Annotated in this window: 21 protein-coding genes; 8 read left to right on the forward strand and 13 right to left on the reverse strand. The window is 72.8% G+C overall.

Annotated elements, in window-relative coordinates:
* Window positions 1-50 precede the first annotated feature (50 nt).
* On the reverse strand, window positions 51-593 hold the full coding sequence (locus ACFVHI_RS22650) for an alkyl hydroperoxide reductase (protein ID WP_380342067.1): 543 nt from the start codon (window positions 591-593) through the stop codon (window positions 51-53).
* Window positions 594-596: 3 nt separating this feature from the next.
* The gene (locus ACFVHI_RS22655; RefSeq protein WP_063347991.1) at window positions 597-1,148 is read right to left on the reverse strand and encodes a peroxiredoxin; all 552 of its coding nucleotides are present in this window, start codon (window positions 1,146-1,148) and stop codon (window positions 597-599) included.
* A gap of 192 nt (window positions 1,149-1,340) precedes the next feature.
* Between ACFVHI_RS22655 and ACFVHI_RS22660 the strand changes: the two genes are divergently transcribed.
* Window positions 1,341-2,291 carry a LysR substrate-binding domain-containing protein gene (locus ACFVHI_RS22660; protein WP_063347990.1) on the forward strand — a complete coding sequence of 317 codons (951 nt, stop codon included), beginning with the start codon at window positions 1,341-1,343 and terminating at the stop codon, window positions 2,289-2,291.
* Between the two features lie 20 nt (window positions 2,292-2,311).
* Here the strand turns inward: ACFVHI_RS22660 and ACFVHI_RS22665 are convergent, their stop codons facing one another.
* Entirely contained in the window at window positions 2,312-2,935 is a 624-nt protein-coding gene (locus ACFVHI_RS22665) for a TetR/AcrR family transcriptional regulator (RefSeq protein WP_063347989.1), read from the reverse strand.
* Between the two features lie 155 nt (window positions 2,936-3,090).
* Here ACFVHI_RS22665 and ACFVHI_RS22670 point away from each other — a divergent pair, with 155 nt between their 5' ends.
* Window positions 3,091-5,277 (forward strand): MMPL family transporter, encoded by a 2,187-nt coding sequence (locus ACFVHI_RS22670; protein WP_380342072.1) that lies wholly within the window; start codon window positions 3,091-3,093, stop codon window positions 5,275-5,277.
* A gap of 68 nt (window positions 5,278-5,345) precedes the next feature.
* On the opposite strand, the gene ACFVHI_RS22675 is transcribed toward ACFVHI_RS22670, so the two are convergent.
* The 3 genes from ACFVHI_RS22675 to ACFVHI_RS22685 all read right to left on the reverse strand — a co-directional run bounded on the left by ACFVHI_RS22675 (window position 5,346) and on the right by ACFVHI_RS22685 (window position 11,515).
* Window positions 5,346-7,223 carry a SpoIIE family protein phosphatase gene (locus ACFVHI_RS22675; RefSeq protein WP_380342075.1) on the reverse strand — a complete coding sequence of 626 codons (1,878 nt, stop codon included), beginning with the start codon at window positions 7,221-7,223 and terminating at the stop codon, window positions 5,346-5,348.
* Between the two features lie 80 nt (window positions 7,224-7,303).
* Complete coding sequence (locus ACFVHI_RS22680; protein ID WP_079135650.1) at window positions 7,304-8,068, reverse strand: class I SAM-dependent methyltransferase; 765 nt, start codon at window positions 8,066-8,068, stop codon at window positions 7,304-7,306.
* Window positions 8,069-8,539: 471 nt separating this feature from the next.
* A complete protein-coding gene (locus ACFVHI_RS22685) occupies window positions 8,540-11,515 on the reverse strand; it encodes a BTAD domain-containing putative transcriptional regulator (protein WP_079135649.1) in 2,976 nt (991 codons plus the stop codon).
* A 215-nt stretch (window positions 11,516-11,730) separates the two neighbouring features.
* Here ACFVHI_RS22685 and ACFVHI_RS22690 point away from each other — a divergent pair, with 215 nt between their 5' ends.
* Window positions 11,731-12,015, forward strand: coding sequence for a hypothetical protein (locus tag ACFVHI_RS22690; RefSeq protein WP_380342079.1), 285 nt, complete (start codon window positions 11,731-11,733; stop codon window positions 12,013-12,015).
* A gap of 246 nt (window positions 12,016-12,261) precedes the next feature.
* Here ACFVHI_RS22690 and ACFVHI_RS22695 read toward each other — a convergent pair whose 3' ends face one another.
* Window positions 12,262-12,480, reverse strand: a complete 219-nt coding sequence (locus ACFVHI_RS22695) for a hypothetical protein (RefSeq protein ID WP_063347984.1) — start codon at window positions 12,478-12,480, stop codon at window positions 12,262-12,264.
* A 197-nt stretch (window positions 12,481-12,677) separates the two neighbouring features.
* Between ACFVHI_RS22695 and ACFVHI_RS22700 the strand changes: the two genes are divergently transcribed.
* A complete protein-coding gene (locus tag ACFVHI_RS22700) occupies window positions 12,678-13,436 on the forward strand; it encodes a GntR family transcriptional regulator (RefSeq protein WP_063347983.1) in 759 nt (252 codons plus the stop codon).
* A gap of 84 nt (window positions 13,437-13,520) precedes the next feature.
* Here ACFVHI_RS22700 and ACFVHI_RS22705 read toward each other — a convergent pair whose 3' ends face one another.
* A complete protein-coding gene (locus ACFVHI_RS22705) occupies window positions 13,521-15,188 on the reverse strand; it encodes a fumarate hydratase (RefSeq protein WP_063347981.1) in 1,668 nt (555 codons plus the stop codon).
* Between the two features lie 205 nt (window positions 15,189-15,393).
* On the opposite strand from ACFVHI_RS22705, the gene ACFVHI_RS22710 reads away from it, so the two are divergent.
* Together ACFVHI_RS22710 and ACFVHI_RS22715 are read left to right on the forward strand one after the other, a co-directional pair.
* Window positions 15,394-16,119, forward strand: a complete 726-nt coding sequence (locus ACFVHI_RS22710) for a DUF1707 domain-containing protein (protein WP_380342132.1) — start codon at window positions 15,394-15,396, stop codon at window positions 16,117-16,119.
* A gap of 313 nt (window positions 16,120-16,432) precedes the next feature.
* A complete protein-coding gene (locus ACFVHI_RS22715) occupies window positions 16,433-16,816 on the forward strand; it encodes a WhiB family transcriptional regulator (RefSeq protein WP_380342135.1) in 384 nt (127 codons plus the stop codon).
* Window positions 16,817-16,903: 87 nt separating this feature from the next.
* On the opposite strand, the gene glpX is transcribed toward ACFVHI_RS22715, so the two are convergent.
* Complete coding sequence (glpX, locus tag ACFVHI_RS22720) at window positions 16,904-17,944, reverse strand: class II fructose-bisphosphatase (RefSeq protein ID WP_063347979.1); 1,041 nt, start codon at window positions 17,942-17,944, stop codon at window positions 16,904-16,906.
* Window positions 17,945-18,180: 236 nt separating this feature from the next.
* On the opposite strand from glpX, the gene ACFVHI_RS22725 reads away from it, so the two are divergent.
* Entirely contained in the window at window positions 18,181-18,696 is a 516-nt protein-coding gene (locus tag ACFVHI_RS22725) for a DUF4245 domain-containing protein (RefSeq protein ID WP_063347978.1), read from the forward strand.
* Between the two features lie 151 nt (window positions 18,697-18,847).
* On the opposite strand, the gene ACFVHI_RS22730 is transcribed toward ACFVHI_RS22725, so the two are convergent.
* Together ACFVHI_RS22730 and ACFVHI_RS22735 are read right to left on the reverse strand one after the other, a co-directional pair.
* A complete protein-coding gene (locus ACFVHI_RS22730) occupies window positions 18,848-19,450 on the reverse strand; it encodes a malonic semialdehyde reductase (protein WP_063347977.1) in 603 nt (200 codons plus the stop codon).
* 114 nt (window positions 19,451-19,564) lie between these two features.
* Entirely contained in the window at window positions 19,565-19,822 is a 258-nt protein-coding gene (locus ACFVHI_RS22735) for an exodeoxyribonuclease VII small subunit (protein ID WP_063347976.1), read from the reverse strand.
* A gap of 178 nt (window positions 19,823-20,000) precedes the next feature.
* Between ACFVHI_RS22735 and ACFVHI_RS22740 the strand changes: the two genes are divergently transcribed.
* Window positions 20,001-20,495: a GNAT family N-acetyltransferase gene (locus tag ACFVHI_RS22740; protein ID WP_380342086.1), complete on the forward strand. Its 495-nt coding sequence runs from the start codon at window positions 20,001-20,003 to the stop codon at window positions 20,493-20,495.
* A gap of 69 nt (window positions 20,496-20,564) precedes the next feature.
* Here the strand turns inward: ACFVHI_RS22740 and xseA are convergent, their stop codons facing one another.
* On the reverse strand, window positions 20,565-21,785 hold the full coding sequence (gene xseA / locus ACFVHI_RS22745) for an exodeoxyribonuclease VII large subunit (RefSeq protein ID WP_063347975.1): 1,221 nt from the start codon (window positions 21,783-21,785) through the stop codon (window positions 20,565-20,567).
* Window positions 21,786-21,957: 172 nt separating this feature from the next.
* Window positions 21,958-23,313, reverse strand: coding sequence for an APC family permease (locus tag ACFVHI_RS22750; RefSeq protein ID WP_380342090.1), 1,356 nt, complete (start codon window positions 23,311-23,313; stop codon window positions 21,958-21,960).
* Between the last annotated feature and the right edge of the window lie 41 nt (window positions 23,314-23,354).

Consider the following 23,354-nt stretch of genomic DNA (forward strand, 5'->3'; position numbering starts at 1 on the left):
CTCCCGGACATGGTGTCCGGGAGGGCCCGTCGGCGTTGGTGCGGGGTCCGTCAGGCGCCGGCGGCGGCGAGGGCGGCCTCGGAGTCGAGGACGCCCGCCACGGCCTGGAGGACGGCGGCGATCTTCATCGAGGCCTGGACGACCTCGCGCTCGACACCGGCCTTGCGCAGCACGGCCTCGTGCGAGTCGAGGCACTGGCCGCAGCCGTTGATGGCCGAGACGGCGAAGCACCAGAGCTCGAAGTCGACCTTCTCGACGCCCGGGGTGCCGATGATGTTCATCCGCAGACCGGCCCGCATCGTGCTGTACTCCTTGTCGGAGAGCAGGTGCAGCGTCCGGTAGTAGACGTTGTTCATCCCCATGATCGCGGCCGCGCCCTTGGCGGCGGTGTACGCCTCCGGGGAGAGGTTGGCCTTGGCCTCGGGCTCCAGCTCACACAGCACGGCGGCGCTGCGGGTGGCCATCGCGCAGGACAGCACGGTGCCCCAGAGCTGCTGGGCGGGGAGGTCGGAGTTGCCGATGACCGAGCCCAGGTTGAGCTTGAGGTCCTTGGCGTAGTCCGGGAGGGCGGCCTTCAGGTCGTCGAGGGCCATGGGTCAGCCCGCCAGCAGGGCCTGGGCGTCGAGGGTGTCCTCGCCCTTGGTCCAGTTGCACGGGCACAGCTCGTCGGTCTGCAGGGCGTCCAGCACCCGCAGGACCTCCTTGGGGTTACGGCCGACGGAGCCGGCGGTCACCATGACGAACTGGATCTCGTTGTTCGGGTCGACGATGAACACCGCGCGCTGGGCGGTGCCGTCGGCGCCCTCGACGCCGCAGGCGCGCATCAGGTCGTGCTTGACGTCGGCCAGCATCGGGAAGGGCAGGTCGCGCAGGTCCTTGTGGTCCTTGCGCCAGGCGTGGTGCACGAACTCGGAGTCGCCGGAGACGCCGAGGATCTGGGCGTCGCGGTCCGCGAACTCGTCGTTCAGCTTGCCGAACGCGGCGATCTCGGTCGGGCAGACGAAGGTGAAGTCCATCGGCCAGAAGAAGACGATCTTCCACTTGCCCTCGTAGGACTTGTGGTTGATCTCGGCGAAGGCGTTCGCGGCGTCCAGGTCGACGCAGGCGTTGAGTTCGAACTCGGGGAACTTGTCACCGATCGTGAGCACGTTCGCTTCTCCTGAAGTGAGACTGAGGGGAGTTTTGTCCGGATTCCGGACACGTCCTACGGTTCCACATCGTGGACTGATCAGGGAAATAGCTACACTTGATGTGTCTGATCGGAGATGGCTATCAGTACCGAACCGCCCACGTCGCGGCCCCGCCCCCGCAGGGGTGCCGCCGCCAAACCCGAGGCCGCTGTGGCGAGCGCCACAGTCCGCAGCCCCCGGGCGCCGACCGTCGCCCAGCTCAAGGCCTTCCTCGCGGTCGCCGAGCACCGGCACTTCCGGGAGGCCGCCGCCGCCACCGGGACCAGCCAGCCGGCCCTGTCCGGGGCGGTCGCGGCACTGGAGGAGTCGCTGGGCGCGCAGCTGGTCGAGCGTACGACGCGCAGGGTGATTATCACCCCCCTGGGTGAGCGCGTGCGCGAGCACGCACGCCGGGTGCTCGCCTCGCTGCAAGCCCTCACCGAGGAGGTCGAGGCCGCCCGCCGCCCGTTCACCGGGCCGCTGCACCTCGGCGTCATCCCGACCGTCGCGCCCTACCTGCTGCCCACCGTGCTGCGGCTGGTCCGCGACCGCTTCCCGGAGCTGGAACTGCACGTCCACGAGGAGCGCACCCCCGCGCTGCTGGAGGGGCTGGCCGCCGGGCGGCTGGACGTCCTGCTGCTCGCGCTCCCGGCCGGCGGCACCTCGCCGACCCGCGACATCCCGCTGTTCGACGAGGACTTCGTCCTGGTCACCCCGCCCGACCACCCGCTCGCCGGGCGGATCGACGTCCCGCGCGACGTGCTGCTCGACCTGGACGTGCTGCTGCTGGAGGAGGGCCACTGCCTGCGCGACCAGGCCCTCGACATCTGCCGTGAGGTCGGCGCCGATCCCGGGGGCTCCACCACCCGCGCGGCCGGCCTGTCCACCCTGGTCCAGCTGGTCGCCGGCGGCCTCGGGGTGACGCTGCTGCCCGCCACCGCGCTGGACGTCGAGGCCGGCCGCACCGACCGGCTGGCCGCCGTCCGCTTCGCCGCCCCGACCCCCGGTCGCCGGATCGGGCTGGCCACCCGCCCGGGCTCGGCCCGCAGCGCCGAGTACGAGCGCTTCGCGGCCGCGCTGCGCGAGGTGCTGGCTGAACTCCCGGTCCGGATCGCCTCCTAGCGGCCTGCGGCCTTACGGGGTTACGGCTTCGCCGGGGCGCCGAGGCAGAGTCCGACCGTGGTGGCCACCAGCAGGTCCAGGGCCCGCAGGGTGCCGTGGTCGGGCTGCTCGCCGGGCGCGCGCAGGGCCAGGTAGCGGTCGGTGAGGCCGTCGAAGCCGGTGAGGAAGTGGACGGCGATCTCCTCGGCGGGCGTGGCCAGTTCGAGGCCGTGCGCCTCGGCGAGGGTGGTGAGCATCTCCGCCGCGGTGCGCTCGATCCCGTGCTGGAGCGCCCGCATGATCTCCTGGAGGTCCGGGTCGCGCATCGCCAGCGCCGCGAACTCGCTCAGCAGCAGGCAGCGCCCGTCCGTGCCGGTCGAGCTCTCCCAGAGCGCGTGGACCAGTGTGGCGACCTGCTCGCCGAAGGAGCCGTCGCCCGGGTAGGCGGCGCGGACGTGGCCGATGAACTCGGCGGTCAGCTGCTCGACGACGGCCCGGTAGAGGTCCTTCTTGGTGCCGAAGGTGTAGTGCACCGTCGCCTGCGCCACGCCCAGCTCGGCCGCGATCGCCCGGGTGCTGCCGGCGGCGACCCCCTCCCGGGTCATCAGGTCGAGGGCGGCCTGGACCAGTTGCGGTCGGCGTTCGGAGGCGGGGACATGAGCCATCCAGCCAGGGTATCGCCATGGTCGGACAACTGCGTCGAGAGATTCTGTCGCTCGATTCTGTCGACTAACTTTGTCGCCTGACAAGGTTGCGCGTACGGTGGACCGCGACCTGTTCAGGCACCTGCCTGTCCGACGATCTGACCGAGGGGTCACCCATGGCCGCGTACCTCTACCGACTGGGCCGCTACTGCTTCCGGAGACGGCGGGCGGTGCTGGCGGTCTGGATCGCCGTGCTGATCGCGATCGGCGGGGCCGCGGGTGCCTTCGCCGGCAAGACCAGCGACGAGTTCAAGGTGCCGGGCACCGAGGCGCAGACCACCCTGGACCGGATCAAGGACACCTTCCCGGAGCAGGGCCACGGCTCCGCCCAGGTCGTCTTCGCGGCCCCCGCGCCCGGCGGCGCCACTACGCCCGAGGCGGGCAGGGCGGTCAGCGAGACGGTCGCCCGGATCGCCGCCGTCCCCGGCGTGGCCGCGGTGCCCGACCCGTACGCCACCCACGCCGTCTCACCGGACGGCCGGGTCGCTATCGCCCTGGTCTCCTTCGACCACAAGCTCGCCGACGTCACCGACCAGCAGCGCGAGGCCGTCAAGGCCGCCGCCGAACCGGCCCGCGCGGCCGGGTTGGACGTCGCCTTCGGCGGCGACGCGTACAACCGGATGGCGCAGGTCGACGGCGGCGAGGCGATCGGTCTGGCCATCGCCGGGGTGGTCCTGGTGATCACCCTCGGCTCGTTGGTCGCCGCCGGGCTGCCGCTGCTGACCGCCCTGGTCGGGGTCGGCGTGGCGATGGCCGCGATCATGGCGCTGTCCGGCTCGTTCGAGATCATCACCACCGCGCCGGTGCTGGCCCTGATGGTCGGTCTCGCCGTCGGCATCGACTACGCGCTGTTCATCCTCTCCCGGCACCGCCGCCACCTGGACGAGGGCCTGGAGCCGGACGAGGCCGCCGCCCGCGCCACCGCCACCGCCGGCAGCGCCGTCGTCTTCGCCGGCCTCACCGTCGTCGTGGCGCTCGCCGGGCTCGCCGTCGCCGGCGTCCCCTTCCTGACCGTGATGGGCCTGGCCGCCTCCGGCGCCGTCGTGGTGGCCGTCCTGGTCGCGATCACGCTGCTGCCCGCGCTGCTCGGCTTCGCCGGCCGCGCCATCGACCGGCTGCCGGTCTGGAAGCGGGCGCTGCGCACCGGCGGCCGCACCACCCTGGGCGAGCGTTGGGGCCGCTTCGTGGTCCGCCGCCCGCTGGCCGTGCTGCTCGTCGGACTGGCCGGACTGGGCCTGCTCGCGGTGCCCGCCGCCAGCCTCCAGCTCGGCCTGCCGGGCGGCGGTTCGCAGGCCGCCGGCACCGATGCGCGCAAGGCCTACGACCTGGTCGGCGAGAGCTTCGGGCCGGGCTTCAACGCGCCGCTGGTGGTCGTCGTGGACGCCGGGGGCGCGCCGCAGCCGGAGCAGGCGGTGCAGGGGGTGGCGGCCAGGCTGCAGACCCTGCCGGGCGTGCGGACACTGCTGCCCCCGGCCGTCGACCAGGCCGGTCGCACCGCCCTGTTGACCGTCATCCCGCAGACCGGACCGGACGACGCCGGCACCAGGACACTGGTCAACGAGATCCGCGACCAGCGCGCGCCGCTCAAGACCTCGACCGGCGCGGACATCGCCGTCACCGGCACCACCGCCGCCAACATCGACGTCTCCACCAAGCTCGGCCAGGCACTGCCGCCGTTCCTCGCGGTGATCGTCGGCATCGCGGTGGTGCTGCTGGCGCTGGCGTTCCGCTCGGTGCTCGTCCCGCTCAAGGCGGTGGCCGGCTTCCTGCTCAGCATCACCGCCTCGCTCGGCGCGGTGGTCGCGGTCTACCAGTGGGGCTGGCTGGACGGCCTGATCGACGTGCCGAAGGTCGGGCCGGTGGTGAGCTTCGTGCCGATCCTGCTGATCGGCGTGCTGTTCGGGCTGGCGATGGACTACGAGCTGTTCCTGGTCTCCGGGATGAAGGAGCAGTACGTCCACGGGAAGGCGCCGCGGGACGCCGTGGTGGCCGGGGTGCGCGGCGGCGCCCGGGTGGTCACGGCGGCGGCGCTGATCATGGTGTCGGTGTTCGGCTCGTTCGTCTTCGGCCACGACCCGATCGTGCAGCCGATCGGCTTCGCCCTCGCGGTGGGCGTGCTGGTGGACGCCTTCGTGGTGCGGATGGCGCTGGTGCCGGCCGCGATGGCGCTGTTCGGCAAGGCCGCCTGGTGGTTCCCGAAGCGGCTGGAGAAGGTCGTGCCGCGGGTCGACATGGAGGGCGAGCAGCTGATCGCGCGGCTGGAGCCGGCGGAGCAGCCGGCGAAGGAGCCCGCCGGGGTCTGAACCGCTCCCGGGCGCCCGCAGCCACCCGTCGAGCCGCGGCAGCCGTGGCTCGACGAGCGGCCGGGCGGTTACGGCAGCCGCGACTCGACGGGCGGCTGGGGCAGTCGCTGCTCGAACCAGACGACCTTGCCGGTGCCCAGCCGGGTGGCGCCCCAGCGGTCCGCGCACCGGGCCACTATCTGCAGGCCGCGACCGCGTTCGTCCTCCGGCCCGGTACGGCGCGGCCGCGGCAGCAGCGGGCTGTCGTCGCCGACCTCGCAGCGCAGCCGGGTGGTGCGCACCAGGCTCAGGGTGACCGGGCGGGTCGCGTGCTGGACGGCGTTGGTCACCAGCTCGCTGATCATCAGCTCGGTCGCCTCGCTGAGCTCGCCGAGCCCCCAGCGGCGCAGCGTGTGGGCGGCCAGCCGGCGGGCCCGGCCGGGCGTCTCGTTGCGCGGCTGGAGGTACCAGTGCGCGACGTCCCCGGCCGGGATGCCGTCGAAGCACGCGCCCAGCAGGGCGATGTCGTCGCCGCGGTCGCCGGGCGGCAGGATCCGCAGCGCCTCCTGGCACAACTGCTCGGGGGACTGCCAGCGGGCGGCGGCGATCCGGGCGCGGAGCACCTCCAGGCCGTCGCTGATCGGGCGGCTGCGGGTCTCCACCAGGCCGTCGGTGAACAGGAGCAGGGCCGAGCCGGGCGGGGCGGGCAGCTCGACCGAGTTGAAGTCCACCCCGCCGACCCCGATCGGGGCCCCGGAGTCCAGTTCCACCAACTCGGCGGTGCCGTCCGGCCGGACCAGGACGGGCGGGACGTGCCCGGCGTTGGCCAGTACCACCCGGTTGGCGATCGGGTCGTACACCGCGTACACGCAGGTCGCCAGGTGCTGTTCGCGGCCGAGCCGTTGGGCCTGCTCGTCCAGGTGGTAGAGCACCTCGTGCGGGGGCAGGTCGAGGGCGGCCAGGGTCTGGGCGCTGGTGCGCAGTTGGCCCATGATGGCGGCCGAGGTGAGCGAGTGGCCCATCACGTCGCCGACGATCAGGGCGACCCGGTTGCCGGGCAGTGGCACGGCGTCGTACCAGTCGCCGCCGACCTGCGCGCCGCGCTCGCCCGGCAGGTAGCGCTGGGCGAGGCGCACGCCGTGCGGCTGCGGCAGGCGCAACGGCAGCATGCTGCGCTGGAGTTCGTTGGCTATCTCCCACTCGCGGGCGTACCGCAGGGCGGTGTCCACCGCCAGCCCCGCCTGGGTGGCGAGGTGCGCGGCGGTCGCGGTGTCGGCGGCGTCGAAGGCGGGCCGGCCGGTGCGTTCAGGAGGGCGGCGGATCAGCACCAGCAGGCCGAGCACGGCCTTGCGGCCGCGCAGCGGCAGGGCCAGCACCGACGTGCCCGCGGCCAGCCGGGCCAGCCCGCGGGTGCCGTACAGCTCACGCAGCAGTGCCTCGGTGCGTTCGGCGCCGGGCGAGCCGAGCACCGCGGACTCGGCGGGGCGGCGGCTCAGCAGGGCGTGCGCGAGCGCCCCGCCGCGGGTCACCGGGGTGGCGGGGCCGGTGTCGGCGGTGGAGCGGGAGCCGTACCGGGAGCGGTGCCGGTCGTCTGCTCCGCTGGGCCGGCCGCGCCGCCCGATCCGGGTGCCGGTGCTGTGGTGGATCCGCAGCTCGTCCGGGAAGCCGGGCTCGCGCTCGACGTTGGGCAGCGGATCGCGCAGGTGGACCACGGCGGCGTCGGCCAGCGTGGGGACGAGCACCCGGCCGATGTTGCGCAGCGTCGCGGACAGGTCGAGCGCGCTGTTGATCCGCCGGGTGGCCAGGTCGAGGTAGCCGAGCCGGCCGGCCACGTCCTCGCGCTCCGGGCGCGCGGTCGGTTGGTGTGCCGGTGCCGGCACCGGTGCTGAAGCTGGTGCCAGGGGCAGGCCGCGCTGGCCCGGGACGGCAGGCGGCTGTCCGCCCTCGGTCTTGAGCTGGTCGCGCACGGCTGCCTGTCCTGGATTCGGTGTGGTCTCTGTGGTGGTCTGCGGTGTCCTGCTGGCGGGCCCTGCTGCCGTCCGGTGGGTCAGCCGACGCGTCGACAGCACAGGAACAGCTGTTCCTCCGGCGGCAGCGTGGTGCTGGCCGGCGCGTACGGATGCCCCGAGCACTCCTCGACGGTGAAGCCCGCCGTGACGAGAACCCGCTCCAGATCCTCCCTCAGGTACCCACTGATCCGCAGCTCTCTGCCAAGGAACGGAAGCGGAACGTGATCCAGATCCGCCTCGACCATACCGAGCGCCAGCAGTCCGCCCGGCCGGAGGAGTTCGCGCAGCCGTGCGAGCACGGTCGGGATCTCGTCCTGCGGTAGCAGGATCAGCGAGAAGAACGCGGTGACGGCGGCGAACCCGTCCTTGCCCAGCGGTCCCAGTCCGGGGGCGTTCCAGACCTGCCCGGCGCGCTCGGTGGCCAGATCGAACAGGTCGATCCGATGGAACTCCGGCGGGTGTTCGCCCGGGAACCGGGCCTGCCGGGCCAGCGAGAGCATCACGTCCGAGAGGTCTATCCCGGTCACCCGCAGCCCGCCCGCGACCAGCTGCCGGACCGTCGGGTCCCCGGTGCCGCAGCCCACGTCCAGCACCCGCGCGCCGGGTTCGAGCTCGGCCAGCAGCTGCCGTCCGCAGGCCAGCTGCCCGTCCTTGGCCGGGAACGCCTCGCCGTACCCGGCGCCGATGGTGTCGAAGGCGACGGCTTGCAGGGCACGCGCCGCCCGGCGCCGCCGCACGTCGGGCCCGTCGTCTCCCGCGTCCTCGTCGACGGGGAACGAGTCGGATATCTGTCCGGTCGTCACGATTGAGAGGCACCCTTCCACCCGTGGCCTCCGGCCGGCTGCACGCGGCCGCACGGGAGCGGGATGCCGTCCGCCCCGGCGCCCGTCCTGCCTCGCCGGCCCACACGTTGCCGGCAGACACTCGTGTGTGTACTGGCATCTGAGAATATGCGTGATCTCTGCGCCATGGGGTCCCTTTCCAGCCAACTCGTCATGCTTGGGCCGGTGTGGACGGGGTTGCGGAAGCACGACGGTGCGGGCGGGGGTGGTGCGCGCGGGCTCCGCGCGCCGCATGGCGCGCCGTGGTGGAACGGCTGAGCTGCGGTTTCGCCGGGCCGAGGGCCGGCCGTCGGGCGTTTATCGAACGTCAATCGCCGGAGTGCAGAGTGGAGTCCAGCGCCGGGGAAGCGTTGAGGGCGCTCCCGCAGCCGGGGGGCTGCGGGGGCGCCGACGCGCACAACGGGGGTAGGGGCTCTGCCGGGGGGCGGAGACCTACGGCGCTGGGGAAGATGGGGGAGGCTCGGTGTGCTGTTGGGAAATGAGGTCCGCCACGGGGGAGGCCTCCGGCACACCGAGCCGCGTGAAGATCGCGTGCGCCTCGCGCAGGCAGGCGAGCGCGCGGGCGGGCTGCGCCAGCGCCAGTAGCGCCTCGCCGAGGGTGGCGTTCGCGAGGCCCTGGCAGTAGGCGGCGTCCAGTTCCTGGGCGATCACGAGCGACTCGCCGGCCGCCTCGGCCGCCTCGGCGTGCTGTCCGGCGGCGAGCAGGGCGGAGGCCAGGCGGGCGAGGGTGTAGCCCTCCCAGAGCGGATTCTGCTGGGCCTGGAACAGCTGGTGGGCCTCTCGCAGGTAGCCCACCGCCGCCCTCGGCTCGTCGGTGGAGGCGAGCACCACACCGGTCTGGTACAGGGTGTCGGCGAGGCAGGGGCCGTTGCTCGACGTCCGGGCCGTCGCCACCGCCTCGATGACCGAGCGGACAGCGGTCTCGGTGTCTCCCAGCTTGAGCTGTGCCCGCGCCATGTTGCCGAGCAGCCGGGCTTCGTTGATCGGAACGCGGACCACCCGGCTGATGCCCAGGGCCTGCTCGAAGAGCGGGATGGCCTCGGCGGGGCGGTTCGTCAGGCTGAGGATGATCCCCAGGTCGTTGCTCGCCGCCGACCGCAGGATCGTCATGTCGTCGGAGCGCTGAAGGCTCAGGCTCTTGCGGAGCGACTGTTCGGCGCCCTGGAAGTCATTGGTGATCGACTGCAGTGTGCCGAAGGCGAAGTGCACCCGGGCCAGGGCGGCAGCGTCTCCGTAGGCGGCGGCGTTGCGCTCGGCGGTCACCAGGAACCGGCGCATCCGGGAGCCGTGCGTGGGATCCGTGACCAGGCTGTTCAGGACGATCAGCAGGTCGACGGCCGGGCGCAGCACGAAGTCCGGTCCTCGCACGGCCGCCTCGACGGCGCTGAGCAGGAAGGTGATCTCCGTCCGCAGCCACTGCCGGGCGTCCTGGCTCGTCGGCAGGTCCAGGCCTGACGAGCCCAGGGGGTTGAGCGGTTCCGGGAGCTGGTCGTCGGGCTCGATCACCTGGGCCGCGTTGCGGACGGTCGGGATCAGCAGGTCGAGCAGGCGCAGCACCGCCCGCTCCTGCTCCGTGGTGTCGCCGATCCGCTCGTTCTGCCGCTGGGCGTAGAGCCGGAGCAGGTCGTGGTAGCGGTAGCGGCCGGGGGTGAAGCACTCCAGCATGTTCGCCTCGACCAGCGCTTCGGCGAGGTCCTCGGCGGTGTACTCGTTCGCGCCGAGCAGCGCCGCGGCGGCGGGCAGCGGGATGTCAGGGGAGTCGATCAGGGCGAGCAGCCGAAAGGCGCGGGCCTCGTCCGCCGAGAGCTGGCCGTAGCCGAGTCCGATGGTGGTCTCCACGGCGAGGTTGCCGAGTTGGAGTTCGTCCAGTCGCCGCCGCTGGTCGGCTAACCGTCTGGCCAGGTCGGAGACGCTCCAGCGCGGACGGCTGGCCAGCCGGGCGGCGGCGATGCGGACGGCGAGCGGCAGGAACCCGCAGGCGGTGACCACCTGCATGGCCGCCTCCGGTTCGGCGGCGACCCGCTGCTCGCCGACGATGGCCGAGAACAGCGCCAGCGCTTCGTTCGGGGTCAGCTCCTCGACGTCGAACAATTGCGCACCCGGGATGCCGGCCAGCCGGGAGCGGCTGGTGGCGAGCACGGCGCAGCCGGAGACGCCGGGGATCAGCGGCCGGATCTGCTCGGCGTCGCGCGCGTTGTCGAGCAGGATGAGCATCCGCCGGCTGGCGAGCAGCGACCGGTAGAGGGCGGCGCGCTGTTCGAGGGAGTCGGGGCTGTCGGTGACGCCGAGCGCGTGCAGGAAGTCGCCCAGGACGGCCACCGGGTCGGCCGGCGAGGTGCCGGCGCCGCGCAGGTCGACGTACAGCTGCCCGTCCGGGAACTCGCCGCGGACGCGGTGGGCGACGTGGACGGCGAGGGTGGTCTTCCCGACCCCGCCGATACCGGCCAGCGAAGTCACCACCACGGCCTGGCCGGTGGCGTTCATCAGGACCGTCGAGAGGTCGCTCACCAGGTCGGTGCGGCCGCTGAAGTCCGATACGTCGGCCGGGAGTTGGGCGGGCGCCGGGGGAGCGGCCGGACCGTCCTCGCGGCTCACCGGGGCCGGTACGGCCGGGAGGGCGAGCGTCGGGTCCGCCGCCAGGATGCGGGCGTGCATCGCGGACAGGCCGGCACCGGGTTCGACCCCGAGCTCCTCGATCAGCAGCTTGCGGGTGTCGGTGTAGACGCCGAGCGCCTCGGCCTGGCGCCCGCAGCGGTACAGCGCCAGCATCAGCAGCTCGCTCAGGCGCTCGCGCAGCGGGTGTTCGGCCGTCAGGCTGTTCAGCTCGCCGACGATCTCGGCGTGCAGGCCGATGTCGAGGGCGACGGCGCACAGCTCCTCGGCGGCGGCCACCTGTCGTTCGGCGAGCCGCAGCCGCTGGGTGTCGGCGTAGGGGCCGGGGATGCCGGTGAGCGGTCGGCCGCTGAACAGGTCCAGCGCCCGTGCCAGCAGCCGGTGCGCCTCGTGCTTGTCGCCCGCGGCCCGGGCGGCCGCGGCCTCGGCGGAGAGCCGTTCGAAGACCGTCAGGTCGAGGGCCTCGCCCGGGATGCGCAGCGCGTAGCCGTCGGCGACCGAGATCAGCAGCTCGGAGGGCCGGCGCACCTCCCGCCGGGGCTCGATGACGGAGCGCAGGCGGGAGACGTAGGTGCGCAGTGCCGCCACCGCCTGGGCCGGGTGGCGCTCGCCCCAGAGCGCGTCGACCAGGTCCTGTGTGGTGACCGGGCGTCCGGAATGCAGCAGAAGGGTGGTCAGAACTGCCTGTTGCTGGGGGGATCCGAGGGAAAGGGGCTTGCCGTCGAGCCAGGCCTGGACCGGACCGAGGACTTGGAAGCGCAGCGCAGAGGTCTGCGGCGTCTCCCGAAACTCCATGAAAGTCCCCCGATGGCCTGTGGTGTCGATTCCGTGAAAGGGCGCTCGGCGGTCCGCCGTGGTGCTTCAGCTTAGGCGGACGCCCGACTCTGCCGGACGGCAGCGCAAGCCGCACGGTGTTTATCGGACATTTAATCAACCCTACGATACTGTCCGCACGCCCGTGCCACGGAGGTCGGGCGAGACACATTTGATGACCGAAAGGCGGCCGCCCAATGGCCAACGACCAGAGCGAGACCCCGGTGGCGTCGGCGCCCGAGAACGCGGCGACGACGGATGCCCCGGCCGTCGCTGTGGAGGCGGGCAAGGCTGTCGAGGGCGCGGTGGCCGCGTCCTCGAACACGACCGAGTACACCGCGCCGTCCGACGCGCAGAAGGCGGCGATCGAGAACGACCTGTTCGGGGACGAGGCCGCGCACGTGGTGGAGCCCGTCGCGCCGGCCACGGGCGGGCCGGGCAAGCGGTACGAGCCGGAAGGCATGATCTCCGGCCACCCGTAAGCCGGTCCGGCCGTAGGCCCCGTGCCCCTCGTGTCCCGGTCCGGGCACGGGGGCGCTGTGGGTTTTGGGCGTTCCCCATTCGGCACCGGTGCCCGCCCGGTGGCCGAATCCAGCCCGTGGTGCACTCATGGTGACCGGCGATATCCGTAACGTGCCCGACGGTGGGTGCGGGGCGTTCCGGAATTCCGGATTCACTCGGGGGGATTGCGGGTGGGAATGCTGCTGTTTGCGTGCTTTTTGCCGCAATTAGCGCGGAAGATCGTATTCGGCTGAATCGCGGGGCCCGGGAACGGGCGAGACCCGTCCGGGTTCGGCGGTCCATTCGAGGCCGCCGCCCTCGGGGCGCAGGTAGTGCTCCCCGCCGATGGTGTCCATGTAGATGCCGGTGCGTCCGGTCCTCCGGTCGAGGACGAGTTCACCCACGTGCGGCCGGTAGGCCGCGGAGTCGCGCTGACGGGTGCTCACCGCACTGCTCCTCGCTGTTCTGGTGCGGGTGCGGCGCCGGGTGGGGGCCGCGCCCTGGTCGCTGTCCGTGTGTGTGGTGCTCGGCGACTACCCAGCATCTCTAGAGAAGCTAATATCTCTAGAGATGTCAACAGTCGTAGCCGCTTACCGTCCGCCGCGGTCGCGCCTACGATTTGTCCGAGGGAGAGGGAGCGGCGATGACCGGCAGCAGTGGCGACAAACAGCCCAAGTACCAACGGATCGCCGACACGCTGAAGGCGGCCATCGACGACGGCCGGTACCGCGCGGGTGACCGGCTGCCGGGCGAGAACGACCTCATGGACGAGTACGGTGTGGCCCGGATGACCGCCCGCCAGGCGCTCGGCGTGCTGCAGAGCGAGGGCATCGCCGAGGCGCGCCGGGGAGCCGGGGTCTTCGTCCGGGACTTCCGGCCGCTGCGCCGGCGCGGGATCCAGCGGCTGGCGCAGGGGCAGTGGGGCTCGGGCCGGTCGATATGGTCGGCGGACATCGACAACCGCCTGCTGGTGGTCGACCAGGTGTCCGTCACCGAACGGGGCGCGCCGGAGCACGTCGCCCGGGTGCTGGGAGTGGATCCGGGCGCGTCGATGTGCGTACGGCACCGCCGCTTCGTGCTGGACGGCAAGCCGGTGCTGCTGTCGACCTCCTACCTGCCGGCCGGCCTGGTCGCCGGCACGGCCATCACCCGCGAGGACACCGGCCCGGGCGGCACCTACGCCCGGCTGGCCGAGATCGGCGCGAAGCCCGTCCACTTCCGCGAGGAGGTCCGCTCCCGGATGCCCGGCGCGGAGGAGGCGGCCCGCCTGGAGCTGTCGGCGGGCACCCCGGTCATCCTGATCTGCCGCACCGCCTTCGCCGACGAGGGCCAGGTCGTCGAGCTCAACGAGATGATCCTCGACGCCGCCTCCTACGTCCTGGAGTACGACTTCGACGCGTGAGCACGCGCAACGCGGCCGCCCCGGTCGCGACGAACGCGGCCGGGGCGGTTGAGGAGGCGGGGGCGGCTGGGGAGGCCGGGGCGGTTACTCCTTGGAGCGGACCCGGAGGCTGGTGATCAGCGGGCCCTCGGTGGTCTCGCGGAAGAAGTCGTTGCCCTTGTCGTCGACCACGATGAAGGCCGGGAAGTCCTCGACCTCGATGCGCCAGACGGCCTCCATGCCGAGCTCGGCGTACTCCAGGACCTCGACCTTCTTGATGCAGTCCTGGGCGAGGCGGGCGGCCGGGCCGCCGATGGAGCCGAGGTAGAAGCCGCCGTGGGCGGCGCAGGCGTCGGTGACCTGCTTGCTGCGGTTGCCCTTGGCGAGCATGACCATGGAGCCGCCGGCGGCCTGGAACTGGTCGACGTAGGAGTCCATCCGGCCGGCGGTGGTGGGGCCGAAGGAGCCGGAGGCGTAGCCCTCGGGGGTCTTGGCCGGGCCGGCGTAGTAGACGGGGTGGTCCTGGAGGTACTTGGGCATGCCCTCGCCGGCGTCCAGGCGCTCCTTGATCTTGGCGTGGGCGATGTCGCGGGCGACGACCAGGGTGCCGGTGAGCGAGAGCCGGGTCTTGACCGGGTACTTGGACAGCTCGGCGCGGATCGCGGACATCGGCTGGTCGAGGTCGACGCGCACGACGTCGTCGTCCAGGTGCTCGTCGGTGGTGTCCGGCAGGTACTTGGCCGGGTCGGTCTCCAACTGCTCCAGGAAGACGCCCTCGGCGGTGATCTTGCCGAGCGCCTGGCGGTCGGCGGAGCAGGAGACGGCCATGGCGACCGGCAGCGAGGCGCCGTGGCGCGGCAGGCGGACGACCCGCACGTCGTGGCAGAAGTACTTGCCGCCGAACTGGGCGCCGATGCCGATCTTCTGGGTCAGCTCGGTGACCTTCGCCTCCAGCTCCAGGTCGCGGAAGCCGTGGCCGGTCTTGGCGTCGCCGGAGGTCGGCAGGTTGTCCAGGTAGTGCGCGGAGGCGTACTTGGCGGTCTTGAGCGCGAACTCGGCGCTGGTGCCGCCGATCACGATCGCCAGGTGGTACGGCGGGCAGGCGGCGGTGCCGAGGGAGCGGATCTTCTGCTCCAGGAACGAGAGCATGCTCGCCTCGTTCAGGATGGCCTTGGTCTCCTGGTACAGGTACGACTTGTTGGCGGAGCCGCCGCCCTTGGCCATGAAGAGGAACTTGTACGCGCCGCCGTCGGTGGCGTACAGCTCGATCTGGGCCGGCAGGTTGTTGCCGGTGTTCTTCTCGTCCCACATGGTCACCGGGGCCATCTGGGAGTAGCGCAGGTTGAGCTTGGTGTACGCGTCGAAGACGCCGCGCGCGATGGCCGACTCGTCGCCGCCCTCGGTGAGCACGTTCTGGCCGCGCTTGCCCATGACGATGGCGGTGCCGGTGTCCTGGCACATCGGCAGGATGCCGCCGGCCGAGATGTTGACGTTCTTCAGCAGGTCGAGCGCGACGAAGCGGTCGTTCGGGCTGGCCTCCGGGTCGTCCAGGATGCGGCGCAGCTGGGCGAGGTGGGCGGGGCGCAGGTAGTGCGAGATGTCGTGCATCGCCTCGGCGGTGAGCAGCCGCAGCGCCTCGGGCTCGACCTGGAGGAAGGTGCGACCGCCGGCCTCGAAGGTGGAGACACCCTCGGAGGTCAGCTTGCGGTACGGGGTCGGGTCAGCGCCCAGGGGGAGCAGGTCGCTGTACTCGAAGTCTGGCGTGGGAGCCATGGGGGCGGTCCTTAGGTTTCCAGTGGTCCGGCTGCGTCGGCGAAGCACCCTCAAGGGTAGGACCCGGCTCCGTGTCGCACGCGGACAGGGCAGCCTGCGTGACCGGGCTCACTCGGGCGCACGTGCGAGCGACTAGTCTTGGGCCGTGGACAACTCGCCGTCGCAGGACGATCCGGGGCAGCCGTCCGTGCCGGCGCCCGTACCGATGACCAAGCCCGAGACCCGGCCCGAGCCGCAGCCGCAACTCCGGCCGCTGCCGGAGCAGAAGACCCAGCCGGCGCACGCCCCGGTGGCGCAGGCGGAGATGCGGGTGTCGGACGCCGACCGCGAGCGGATCGCGGAGCTGCTGCGGGACGCCTACGCCGAGGGCCGGCTGGACGCGGACGAGCACGCGGACCGGATCGGGGCCGCGTACGCCGCCAAGACCTTCGGCGATCTGGTGCCGCTGACCAGGGACCTGCCGGGCCACCGGCCGCTGTCGTTCGAGAAGCCGCCGCTGGAGGCCCCGGCGCCGCGTGCGGTGACGCCGGCGCTGCCGCCCGCGCGCCAGGAGTCGCCGTCGATGGTGGCGATCTTCGGCGGCTCGTCCCGCAAGGGCCGCTGGCGGGTGGGGTCGCACCTGAAGGCGTTCGCGGCGTTCGGCGGGGTGGAGATCGACCTGACCGACGCCGTGTTCGAGTCGCCCGAGGTGGAGATCGAGGTGACGGCGCTGTTCGGCGGCGTCGAGATCCGGGTGCCGGAGAACGTGAGCCTGCACGGCGGTGGCGTCGGCATCTTCGGCGGATTCGACGTCAAGGAGCAGACGGCGGCGGACCCGTACGCGCCGGTGGTCCGGGTCAAGGGCGTCGCGGTGTTCGGCGGCTGCGAGGCCAAGCCGCGCCGGGGCAAGAAGCTCAAGGAGTGGGTGCGCAAGCAACTCGGCACCGAGTAGCCGGGGTTGGCGGGTCGAACGCCCGGCCGGGGATCAACTCCCGGCCGGGCGTTCTGCGTTGTCCCCGGTGCGCTCCGTAGTCGATTGCGTGCAGTGTGCATGAATCACGGGCGGGCGGGGTAGTTCCTTCCGCACATCGCTTCTTGTACGGCTGCGCACCGGAGGCGGCCCAGCGGCCGACTCGGGGTTGGACAGCGGGGGCTCGCAGCCGGGCAGGGGAGCGAGCTTCCCCGTGTCCGAGAGTCTCGTCAGGAGTACGGCCGTGCTGCATCCGATCGAGTCCCGCACCACCTCGCCCGTCGCCGCCGCGCAGTTGCTGGAGCGCAGTCCGCAGCCGCACCCCCCGGGCGGCCAGGGCTCCCGGACCGTCGCCCAGGGCGCGTCCTCGGGCGAGGACAGTCCCTGGCACACCGGCGCGGCCTGCCGGCGGGACGAGGTGGGGCTGTTCTTCGCACCCTCGAAGGAGCCGACGGCGGCCCGGTTGTCGCGCGAGGAGCAGGCGAAGCAGGTGTGCGCCCGGTGTCCGGTGCTGCTGGAGTGCCGCGAGCACGCGCTGGCGCAGCCGGAGCCGTACGGGGTCTGGGGCGGGCTGACGGCCGCCGAGCGGCGGGTGGTGCTGGCCCGGCGCCGCCGCCGGGAGTCGGAGCTGCGCGAGGCGACCAGGGTGGTCGCGGGGCAGCGGCGGATAGCGGGTTGACGGGGCTCCGGGTGTGCCCCGGGCCGGACGCGCCGCGGCCTCGGCGGAGGGGGATTCCGCCGAGGCCGCGGGTGCGGTCGCCCGGTGTCAGTTGGCGCGGTCGAAGTCGATCGCGCTGTAGGCCCGCAGCTTCGACAGCTTGTGGACGGAGTTGATCTCGCGGATCGTGCCGCTCTTGGAACGCATCACCAGCGAGCTGGTGGTGGCGGTCTCCTGGCGGTAGTGCACGCCGCGCAGCAGCTCGCCGTCGGTGATGCCGGTGGCGACGAAGAACACGTTCTCGCCGCTGACCAGGTCGTCGGTGGTGAGCACCCGGTCCAGGTCGTGGCCGGCGTCGAGGGCCTTCTGCCGCTCGGCGTCGTCCTTGGGCCACAGTCGGCCCTGGATGACGCCGCCCATGCACTTCATGGCGCAGGCCGCGATGATGCCCTCGGGGGTGCCGCCGATGCCCATCAGCAGGTCGACGCCGGTGCCCTCGCGGGCGGCCATGATGGCGCCGGCCACGTCGCCGTCGGAGATGAACTTGATCCGGGCGCCCGCCTCGCGGATCTCCCGGACCAGGCCGTCGTGGCGCGGGCGGTCGAGGACGACGACCGTGACGTCCTCGACGGCGCTGCCCTTGGCCTTGGCGACCCGGCGGATGTTGACGGCCGCGGGGGCGGTGATGTCGACGAACTCGGCGGCCTCGGGGCCGGCCACCAGCTTGTCCATGTAGAACACGGCACTGGGGTCGAACATGGTGCCGCGGTCGGCGACGGCCAGGACGGCGACGGCGTTGTTCATGCCCTTGGCGGTGAGCGTGGTGCCGTCGACCGGGTCGACCGCGACGTCGCACTCGGCGCCGGTGCCGTCGCCGACCCGCTCGCCGTTGTAGAGCATCGGGGCTTCGTCCTTCTCGCCCTCCCCGATGACGACTACGCCGTTCATCGAGACGGTCGAGACGAGGGTGCGCATCGCCTTGACGGCGGCGCCGTCCGCGCCGTTCTTGTCGCCACGGCCGACCCACCGGCCGGCGGCCATCGCGGCCGCCTCGGTGACCCGGACGAGTTCGAGCGCGAGGTTCCGGTCCGGAGCCTCGGGCGCGACCTCCAGGGCGCTGGGAAGGTGGTTCGGGTACTGCGTGGTCATCGTCGTTACCTCTCTGTACGCGACGGCCAGTAAGCGCCCGACTACTGCCTGGTCGAACGCCGTGGTGAGGGTCCTGCGATCGTATCTGCCTATGGGATGACTGTCTGTGGCGCGGGTCGCCACCCGGCGCCCGACCTGGTCGGTTCGTCCCGCTTCACCCGTACGCGGGCACCCCGGGTGGCCGTACCGCCGTAGGGATGAGTCACCATGTGGGGGTGGCTGGAGAGAGCAAACGCATGAGGGGCCGGGAGACCGTACGGGACATGGTCCTGTCGATGCTGGCGGTCGGCGCCGTGGTCTGGATCGGGTACCTGTTCCTTCCGCACGACGCGAACAGCGACCCGGTGCACGTGGTCGAGTACAAGGTGGCGGCGGCCTCCGCGAAGCGCGGCGCGCCGTACCCGCTGCTCTCCCCGGACGGGCTGTCCGACCAGTGGCGGGCCACCTCGGTCGGCTACCAGCCGGCCGCGATCAGCAAGGGCAAGGGCAACGCCTGGCACCTGGGCTTCGTCACGCCGTCCGGCCAGTACGCGGCGGTCGAGCAGAGCGACGTCCCGCGCGACGCGCTGCTGGCCGACAAGATCGCGGGCGGCAAGCCGGACGGCACCTCCGAGGTAGCCGGGCGCACCTGGGAGCGGGTGCAGGGCGAGAAGTCCCGCGCCCTGACCGTGCAGACCGGTGACGCGACCACCGTGCTCACCGGCACCGCCTCCTACGAGGAACTGGCCGAGCTGGCCCAGGCGCTCAAGTAGCCCGCCCCCCTGGGCCGCCCCGGGGGGAGCGGCTCCGTACGCCCCCGCGGACGCCCCGCGGACGCGCCCGTACGACCCCGTACGCCCCCGTGCGCATACGGAAAGGGCCCGCACCGGACGAACCGGTGCGGGCCCTCGCGCGTGCGGCGGATCAGACCGTGGTGACGACCTGGTCGTACGCCAGGCGCGGCGAGCGCGGGAACCACGCCTCGTCGCCCGGCTTGCCGATGTTGACCACGGCCAGCACCGAGTGCTCGCCGTCGCCGAAGAACTCCTTGTTGATGCCCTCGGCGTCGTAGCCGGTCATCGGGCCGGCGGCCAGGCCGGCGGCGCGCACGCCGATGATGAAGTAGGCGGCCTGCAGCGCGCCGTTCAGCGAGGCGGAGCGCTCACGGACGGTGCGCTCGGAGAAGAACACGTCCTTGGCCTGCGGGAAGTGCGGGAACTGGGTCGGCAGCTCCTCGTGGAACTCGTTGTCCGCGGCGAGGATGGCGACCAGCGGGGCGGTGCTGGTCTTGGCCTTGTTGCCGTCCGCCAGGTGCTGGACGAGGCGCTCGCGGCCCTCGGTCGAGCGGACCAGGACGACGCGCAGCGGCTGCTGGTTGAAGGCGGTCGGGCCGTACTTGACCAGCTCGTAGATGGCCTGGACCTGCTCCTCGGTCACCGGCTCGTCGGTGAAGGTGTTCGCGGTGCGGGCCTCGCGGAACAGCAGGTCCTGAGCGGCGGCGTCGAGTACCAGGGCGTCGGTGGTCATGCTTGTCTGCACCTCATGCGGGAGGGGGGTTCGTCGGATTGACCGGCCGTGGCCGGTCACACCATCTCAACATGGGTGAAGATTCAACGATTCCCCGGCCCGCTGTGAGCCGCGTCACTCCCCGCCCGCGGCCCCGTCCTCCTCGGCGGCCAGCGCCGCGTCCAGCCGGGCCCGGGCGCCGTCCAGCCAGCGCTGGCACACCTTCGCCAGCTGCTCGCCGCGCTCCCACAGCGCCAGCGACTCCTCCAGCGACGTCCCGCCGTTCTCCAGCTGCCGGACCACCTCCAGCAGCGCGTCCCGGGCGTGCTCGTAGCCCAGCGCGTCGTCCGGGGTTGGTGCCGCCGCGTCCTGCTGCTCCTGCTGCTCTGCCATGCGTGCCAGCGTAGGGGCTGGAGCCGACAGAGCCGGCGCGGCACCGACGGAACGGCCGCGGCGGGGCGAAAGCCGGAACGGCCTCGGCGGGGTGAAAGCAGCGAGGCGAAAGCAGCGGGTGAGGCGGCGGGGCGAAATCGGATGCGTCCGGCCGGCCGGCGGCGCTACCCTCCGCCGCATGATCACGGTCCGACCCGCCGCCCCGGCCGACGCCCCCGAGCTCGTCCGGCTGCGCGACCTGATGTTCGAATCGATGCCCAGCATGGCCGGCCTGACCGGGCCGGGGCCCTGGCAGGCCACCGCCGAGCGGATGCTGCGCGAGCGCCTCGCCGCCCCGGCCGGGGAACTGACCATGCCGTCCTTCGTGGTGGACGATCCGCGACGGCCCGGCCGGCTCGCCGCCTGCGCGGTCGGCACGCTGGAGCACCGGCTGCCCGCGCCGGGAAACCCGAACGGCCGGTTCGGCTTCGTCTTCAACATCTGCACCGACCCCGGCCACCGGCTGCGCGGCTACGCCCGGGCCTGCACCGAGGCGCTGCTGGACTGGTTCGACGACCAGCGGGTCGGCCGGATCGACCTGCACGCCAGCAGTGGCGGCGAGGCGCTCTACCGCAGCCTCGGCTTCGGCGAGCACTCCATCGCGCTCTCCCGGCAGCGTTCCTACGAGGCCTGACCGTCGTCCACCGCGGCGCAGGGCGTTCCTACGAGCCCTGACCGTCCGCCACCGCGGCGCAGGGCGTTCCTACGAGCCCTGACCGTCCGCCACCGCGACGTCGAAGGCCCCGCCCGCGACCCGGGCGTGCAGCCCCTCGCCGGCCGTGACCTGCGCCGGGTCGGTCACCACCGTGCCGTCCGTCCGCTGGAGCACCGCGTAGCCGCGCTCCAGGGTGGCCGCCGGGGACAGCGCGACCACCCGGGCGAGGGTGTGCCCGAGGTCGCTCTGCGCGTGGTCCAGCCGGTGCCGCAGGGTGCGCCGGGCCCGCTCCAGCAGCGCGGTGACCTCCTGGCCGCGCCCGTCCAGCATCCGGTGCGGGGCGGCCAGCGCGGGGCGGCTGCGCACGCCGTCCAGCCCGTGCTGCTCGCGCTCGACCCGGCCGAGGACGTGCCGCCGGGCACGGTCCCGCAGCAGGCGGACCTTGGCCAGCTCCTCGCCGACGTCCGGAACCACCCGTTTGGCGGCATCGGTCGGGGTGGAGGCGCGCAGGTCGGCGACGAAGTCCAGCAGCGGCTGGTCCGGCTCGTGGCCGATCGCGCTGACCACCGGCGTACGGGCGGCCGCGACCAGCCGCACCAGCCCCTCGTCCGAGAACGGCAGCAGGTCCTCGACGCTGCCGCCGCCGCGGGCCACGATGATCACGTCCACCTCGGGGTGCTCGTCCAGCTCCCGGACGGCCGCGCTCACCCGCTCCACCGCGCTGACCCCCTGCACCGGGACGTTGCGCACCTCGAAGCGGACGGCCGGCCAGCGCCGCCGGGCGTTCTCCAGCACGTCCCGCTCGGCCGCCGAGCCGCGCCCGGTGACCAGCCCGACGCACTGCGGCAGGAACGGCAGCGGGCGCTTGCGCTCGGCCGCGAACAGGCCCTCCCCGGCGAGCCGCCGCTTCAGCTGCTCCAGCCGGGCCAGCAGCTCGCCCAGCCCGACCGGCCGGATCTCCGAGGCCCGCAGCGACAGCTGCCCGCGCGCCGCGTACCACTCCGGCTTGGCGTGCACGACGACCCGCGCGCCCTCCTGCACCACGTCCGCGACCTGGTCGAACACCGAGCGGAAGCAGGTCACTGTGAGCGACACGTCCGCCTGCGGGTCGCGCAGGGTCAGGAACACCACGCCCGCCCCCGGCCGGCGGCTGAGCTGGGTGATCTGCCCCTCCACCCAGACCGCGCCGAGCCGGTCGATCCAGCCGCCGATCAGCGCGGAGACCTTGCCGACCGGGATCGGGGCTTCGGGGGAGCTGGTGTTGGCCATGCGTATGAGGTTAGGGCCTGTCCGGCGGATCTTGCCGGGCCCGCGACGCCGGGGCACGCACCTCGCCGCGTTGTCGTCGGTCGCCGATGCTCCGCATGGACTCCCTCCTCCGCCTTGCGATGTACGCACCCCAACGCCGCGGTCTGATCCGGCAACATCCGCCGGACAGGCCCTATCGGCGCCGGCCGCCCGGAGCGGGGGAGCCCTGGACGCCCAGCACCACCAGCCCGACCGCCAGCCAGATCAGCCCGACGAGCTGCGCGGTCGGCGAGGCCTCGTAGACCACCGCGGCGATCACCGCGATCCCCAGGGCTGGGACGAGCAGGTGCCGCACCCGGTCCCGGGAGCCGTGCCGCACCGTGTACCAGCCGATCACCGAGGCGTGCAGCAGCGCGAAGGCGGTCAGCGCGCCCACGTTGACCACCGAGGTCAGCTGGTCGAGCCCGTCGTCCCGGTTGGCCGCCCAGACCGCCGCGGCCATCGTGATCACCGCGGCCGCCAGCAGCGCCCGGCGCGGAACCGCGGTGGCCGGGTCGACCGTGCCGAGAACGCGCGGCAGCCGTCCCTCCCGGCCCATCGCGTAGACCAGCCGCCCGGCCGCCGCCTGCCCGGCCAGTGCCGCGAAGGCCGCGCCGATCGCCTTGCTGGCCGCCACCAGGACGTGCAGCCAGTGCCCGACCCCGCTCTCCACCGTGTCGTAGAAGGCCGAGCCCTGCGCCGCCGGGTCGGCCGCCAGCTGCTGCGGGCCCAGCGGCTCCAGCAGTGCCGCCAGGTAGGTCTGGGTGACGAACAGCACCCCGGCCAGTGCCAGGCACCAGAGCACGGCCCGGGCCACCGCCGCCGAGGCGCCGACCGCCTCCTCAACGAAGGTGGCGATCGCGTCGAAGCCCAGGTAGGAGAGCACCGCGACGGACACGGCCGAGATCACCGCGGTCAGCGAGAAGGCGCCGACGGCGGTGAACGGGGTGTCCCAGCCGCGCCGGGCGCCGCCCTGGACCAGGGCCACCACGGCCGCGGCGACGAACACCGCCAGCACCGCGATCTCCAGGGCGAGCACCGCGAAGCCGACCACGGCCGCCGTCCGTACGCCGATCAGGTTGAGCGCGGTGGTCAGCACCACCGCGAGCGCCGTCCAGACCCAGCGGGAGACCCCGGGCACCAGCGAGTTCAGCGCGATCCCGGAGAACAGGTAGGCGACCGCCGGGATCAGCAGGTAGTCGAGCATCGCCATCCAGCCGGCGATGAACCCGGGCCCCTCGCCCAGCCCGGCCCGCGCGTAGGCGAACACCGAGCCGGTCTGCGGCACCGCGCGCACCATCTGGGCGTACGAGAAGGCGGTGAAGCCCATCGCGACGGTCGCGGCCAGGTAGACGGTGGCGACGGCGCCGTGGCTCCTGGCGTCCAGGACGCCGAACACGCCGACCGGTGCCATCGGAGCGATGAACAGCAGGCCGTAGACCATCAGGTCGCGGACGCTCAGGCTGCGGCGCAGGCCGCCCGGTTCCGTTTGCCCGTTCGCAGAGCTCATAGACACCACATTTGAGCACCGACGACCGGGTCTGTCCGGAA

Source organism: Kitasatospora sp. NPDC127121 (genome assembly GCF_042677305.1).
Lineage (GTDB): Bacteria > Actinomycetota > Actinomycetes > Streptomycetales > Streptomycetaceae > Kitasatospora.

Bases quoted from the DNA above. Each gene is read 5' to 3' on its own strand.
- ACFVHI_RS22650 (WP_380342067.1), bottom strand. From the start codon at position 593: ATGGCCCTCGACGACCTGAAGGCCGCCCTCCCGGACTACGCCAAGGAC.
- ACFVHI_RS22665 (WP_063347989.1), bottom strand. From the start codon at position 2,935: ATGGCTCATGTCCCCGCCTCCGAACGCCGACCGCAACTGGTCCAGGCC.
- ACFVHI_RS22670 (WP_380342072.1), top strand. From the start codon at position 3,091: ATGGCCGCGTACCTCTACCGACTGGGCCGCTACTGCTTCCGGAGACGG.
- ACFVHI_RS22685 (WP_079135649.1), bottom strand. From the start codon at position 11,515: ATGGAGTTTCGGGAGACGCCGCAGACCTCTGCGCTGCGCTTCCAAGTC.
- ACFVHI_RS22690 (WP_380342079.1), top strand. From the start codon at position 11,731: ATGGCCAACGACCAGAGCGAGACCCCGGTGGCGTCGGCGCCCGAGAAC.
- ACFVHI_RS22700 (WP_063347983.1), top strand. From the start codon at position 12,678: ATGACCGGCAGCAGTGGCGACAAACAGCCCAAGTACCAACGGATCGCC.
- ACFVHI_RS22705 (WP_063347981.1), bottom strand. From the start codon at position 15,188: ATGGCTCCCACGCCAGACTTCGAGTACAGCGACCTGCTCCCCCTGGGC.
- ACFVHI_RS22710 (WP_380342132.1), top strand. From the start codon at position 15,394: ATGACCAAGCCCGAGACCCGGCCCGAGCCGCAGCCGCAACTCCGGCCG.
- glpX (WP_063347979.1), bottom strand. From the start codon at position 17,944: ATGACCACGCAGTACCCGAACCACCTTCCCAGCGCCCTGGAGGTCGCG.
- ACFVHI_RS22725 (WP_063347978.1), top strand. From the start codon at position 18,181: ATGAGGGGCCGGGAGACCGTACGGGACATGGTCCTGTCGATGCTGGCG.
- ACFVHI_RS22730 (WP_063347977.1), bottom strand. From the start codon at position 19,450: ATGACCACCGACGCCCTGGTACTCGACGCCGCCGCTCAGGACCTGCTG.
- ACFVHI_RS22735 (WP_063347976.1), bottom strand. From the start codon at position 19,822: ATGGCAGAGCAGCAGGAGCAGCAGGACGCGGCGGCACCAACCCCGGAC.
- ACFVHI_RS22740 (WP_380342086.1), top strand. From the start codon at position 20,001: ATGATCACGGTCCGACCCGCCGCCCCGGCCGACGCCCCCGAGCTCGTC.
- xseA (WP_063347975.1), bottom strand. From the start codon at position 21,785: ATGGCCAACACCAGCTCCCCCGAAGCCCCGATCCCGGTCGGCAAGGTC.
- ACFVHI_RS22750 (WP_380342090.1), bottom strand. From the start codon at position 23,313: ATGAGCTCTGCGAACGGGCAAACGGAACCGGGCGGCCTGCGCCGCAGC.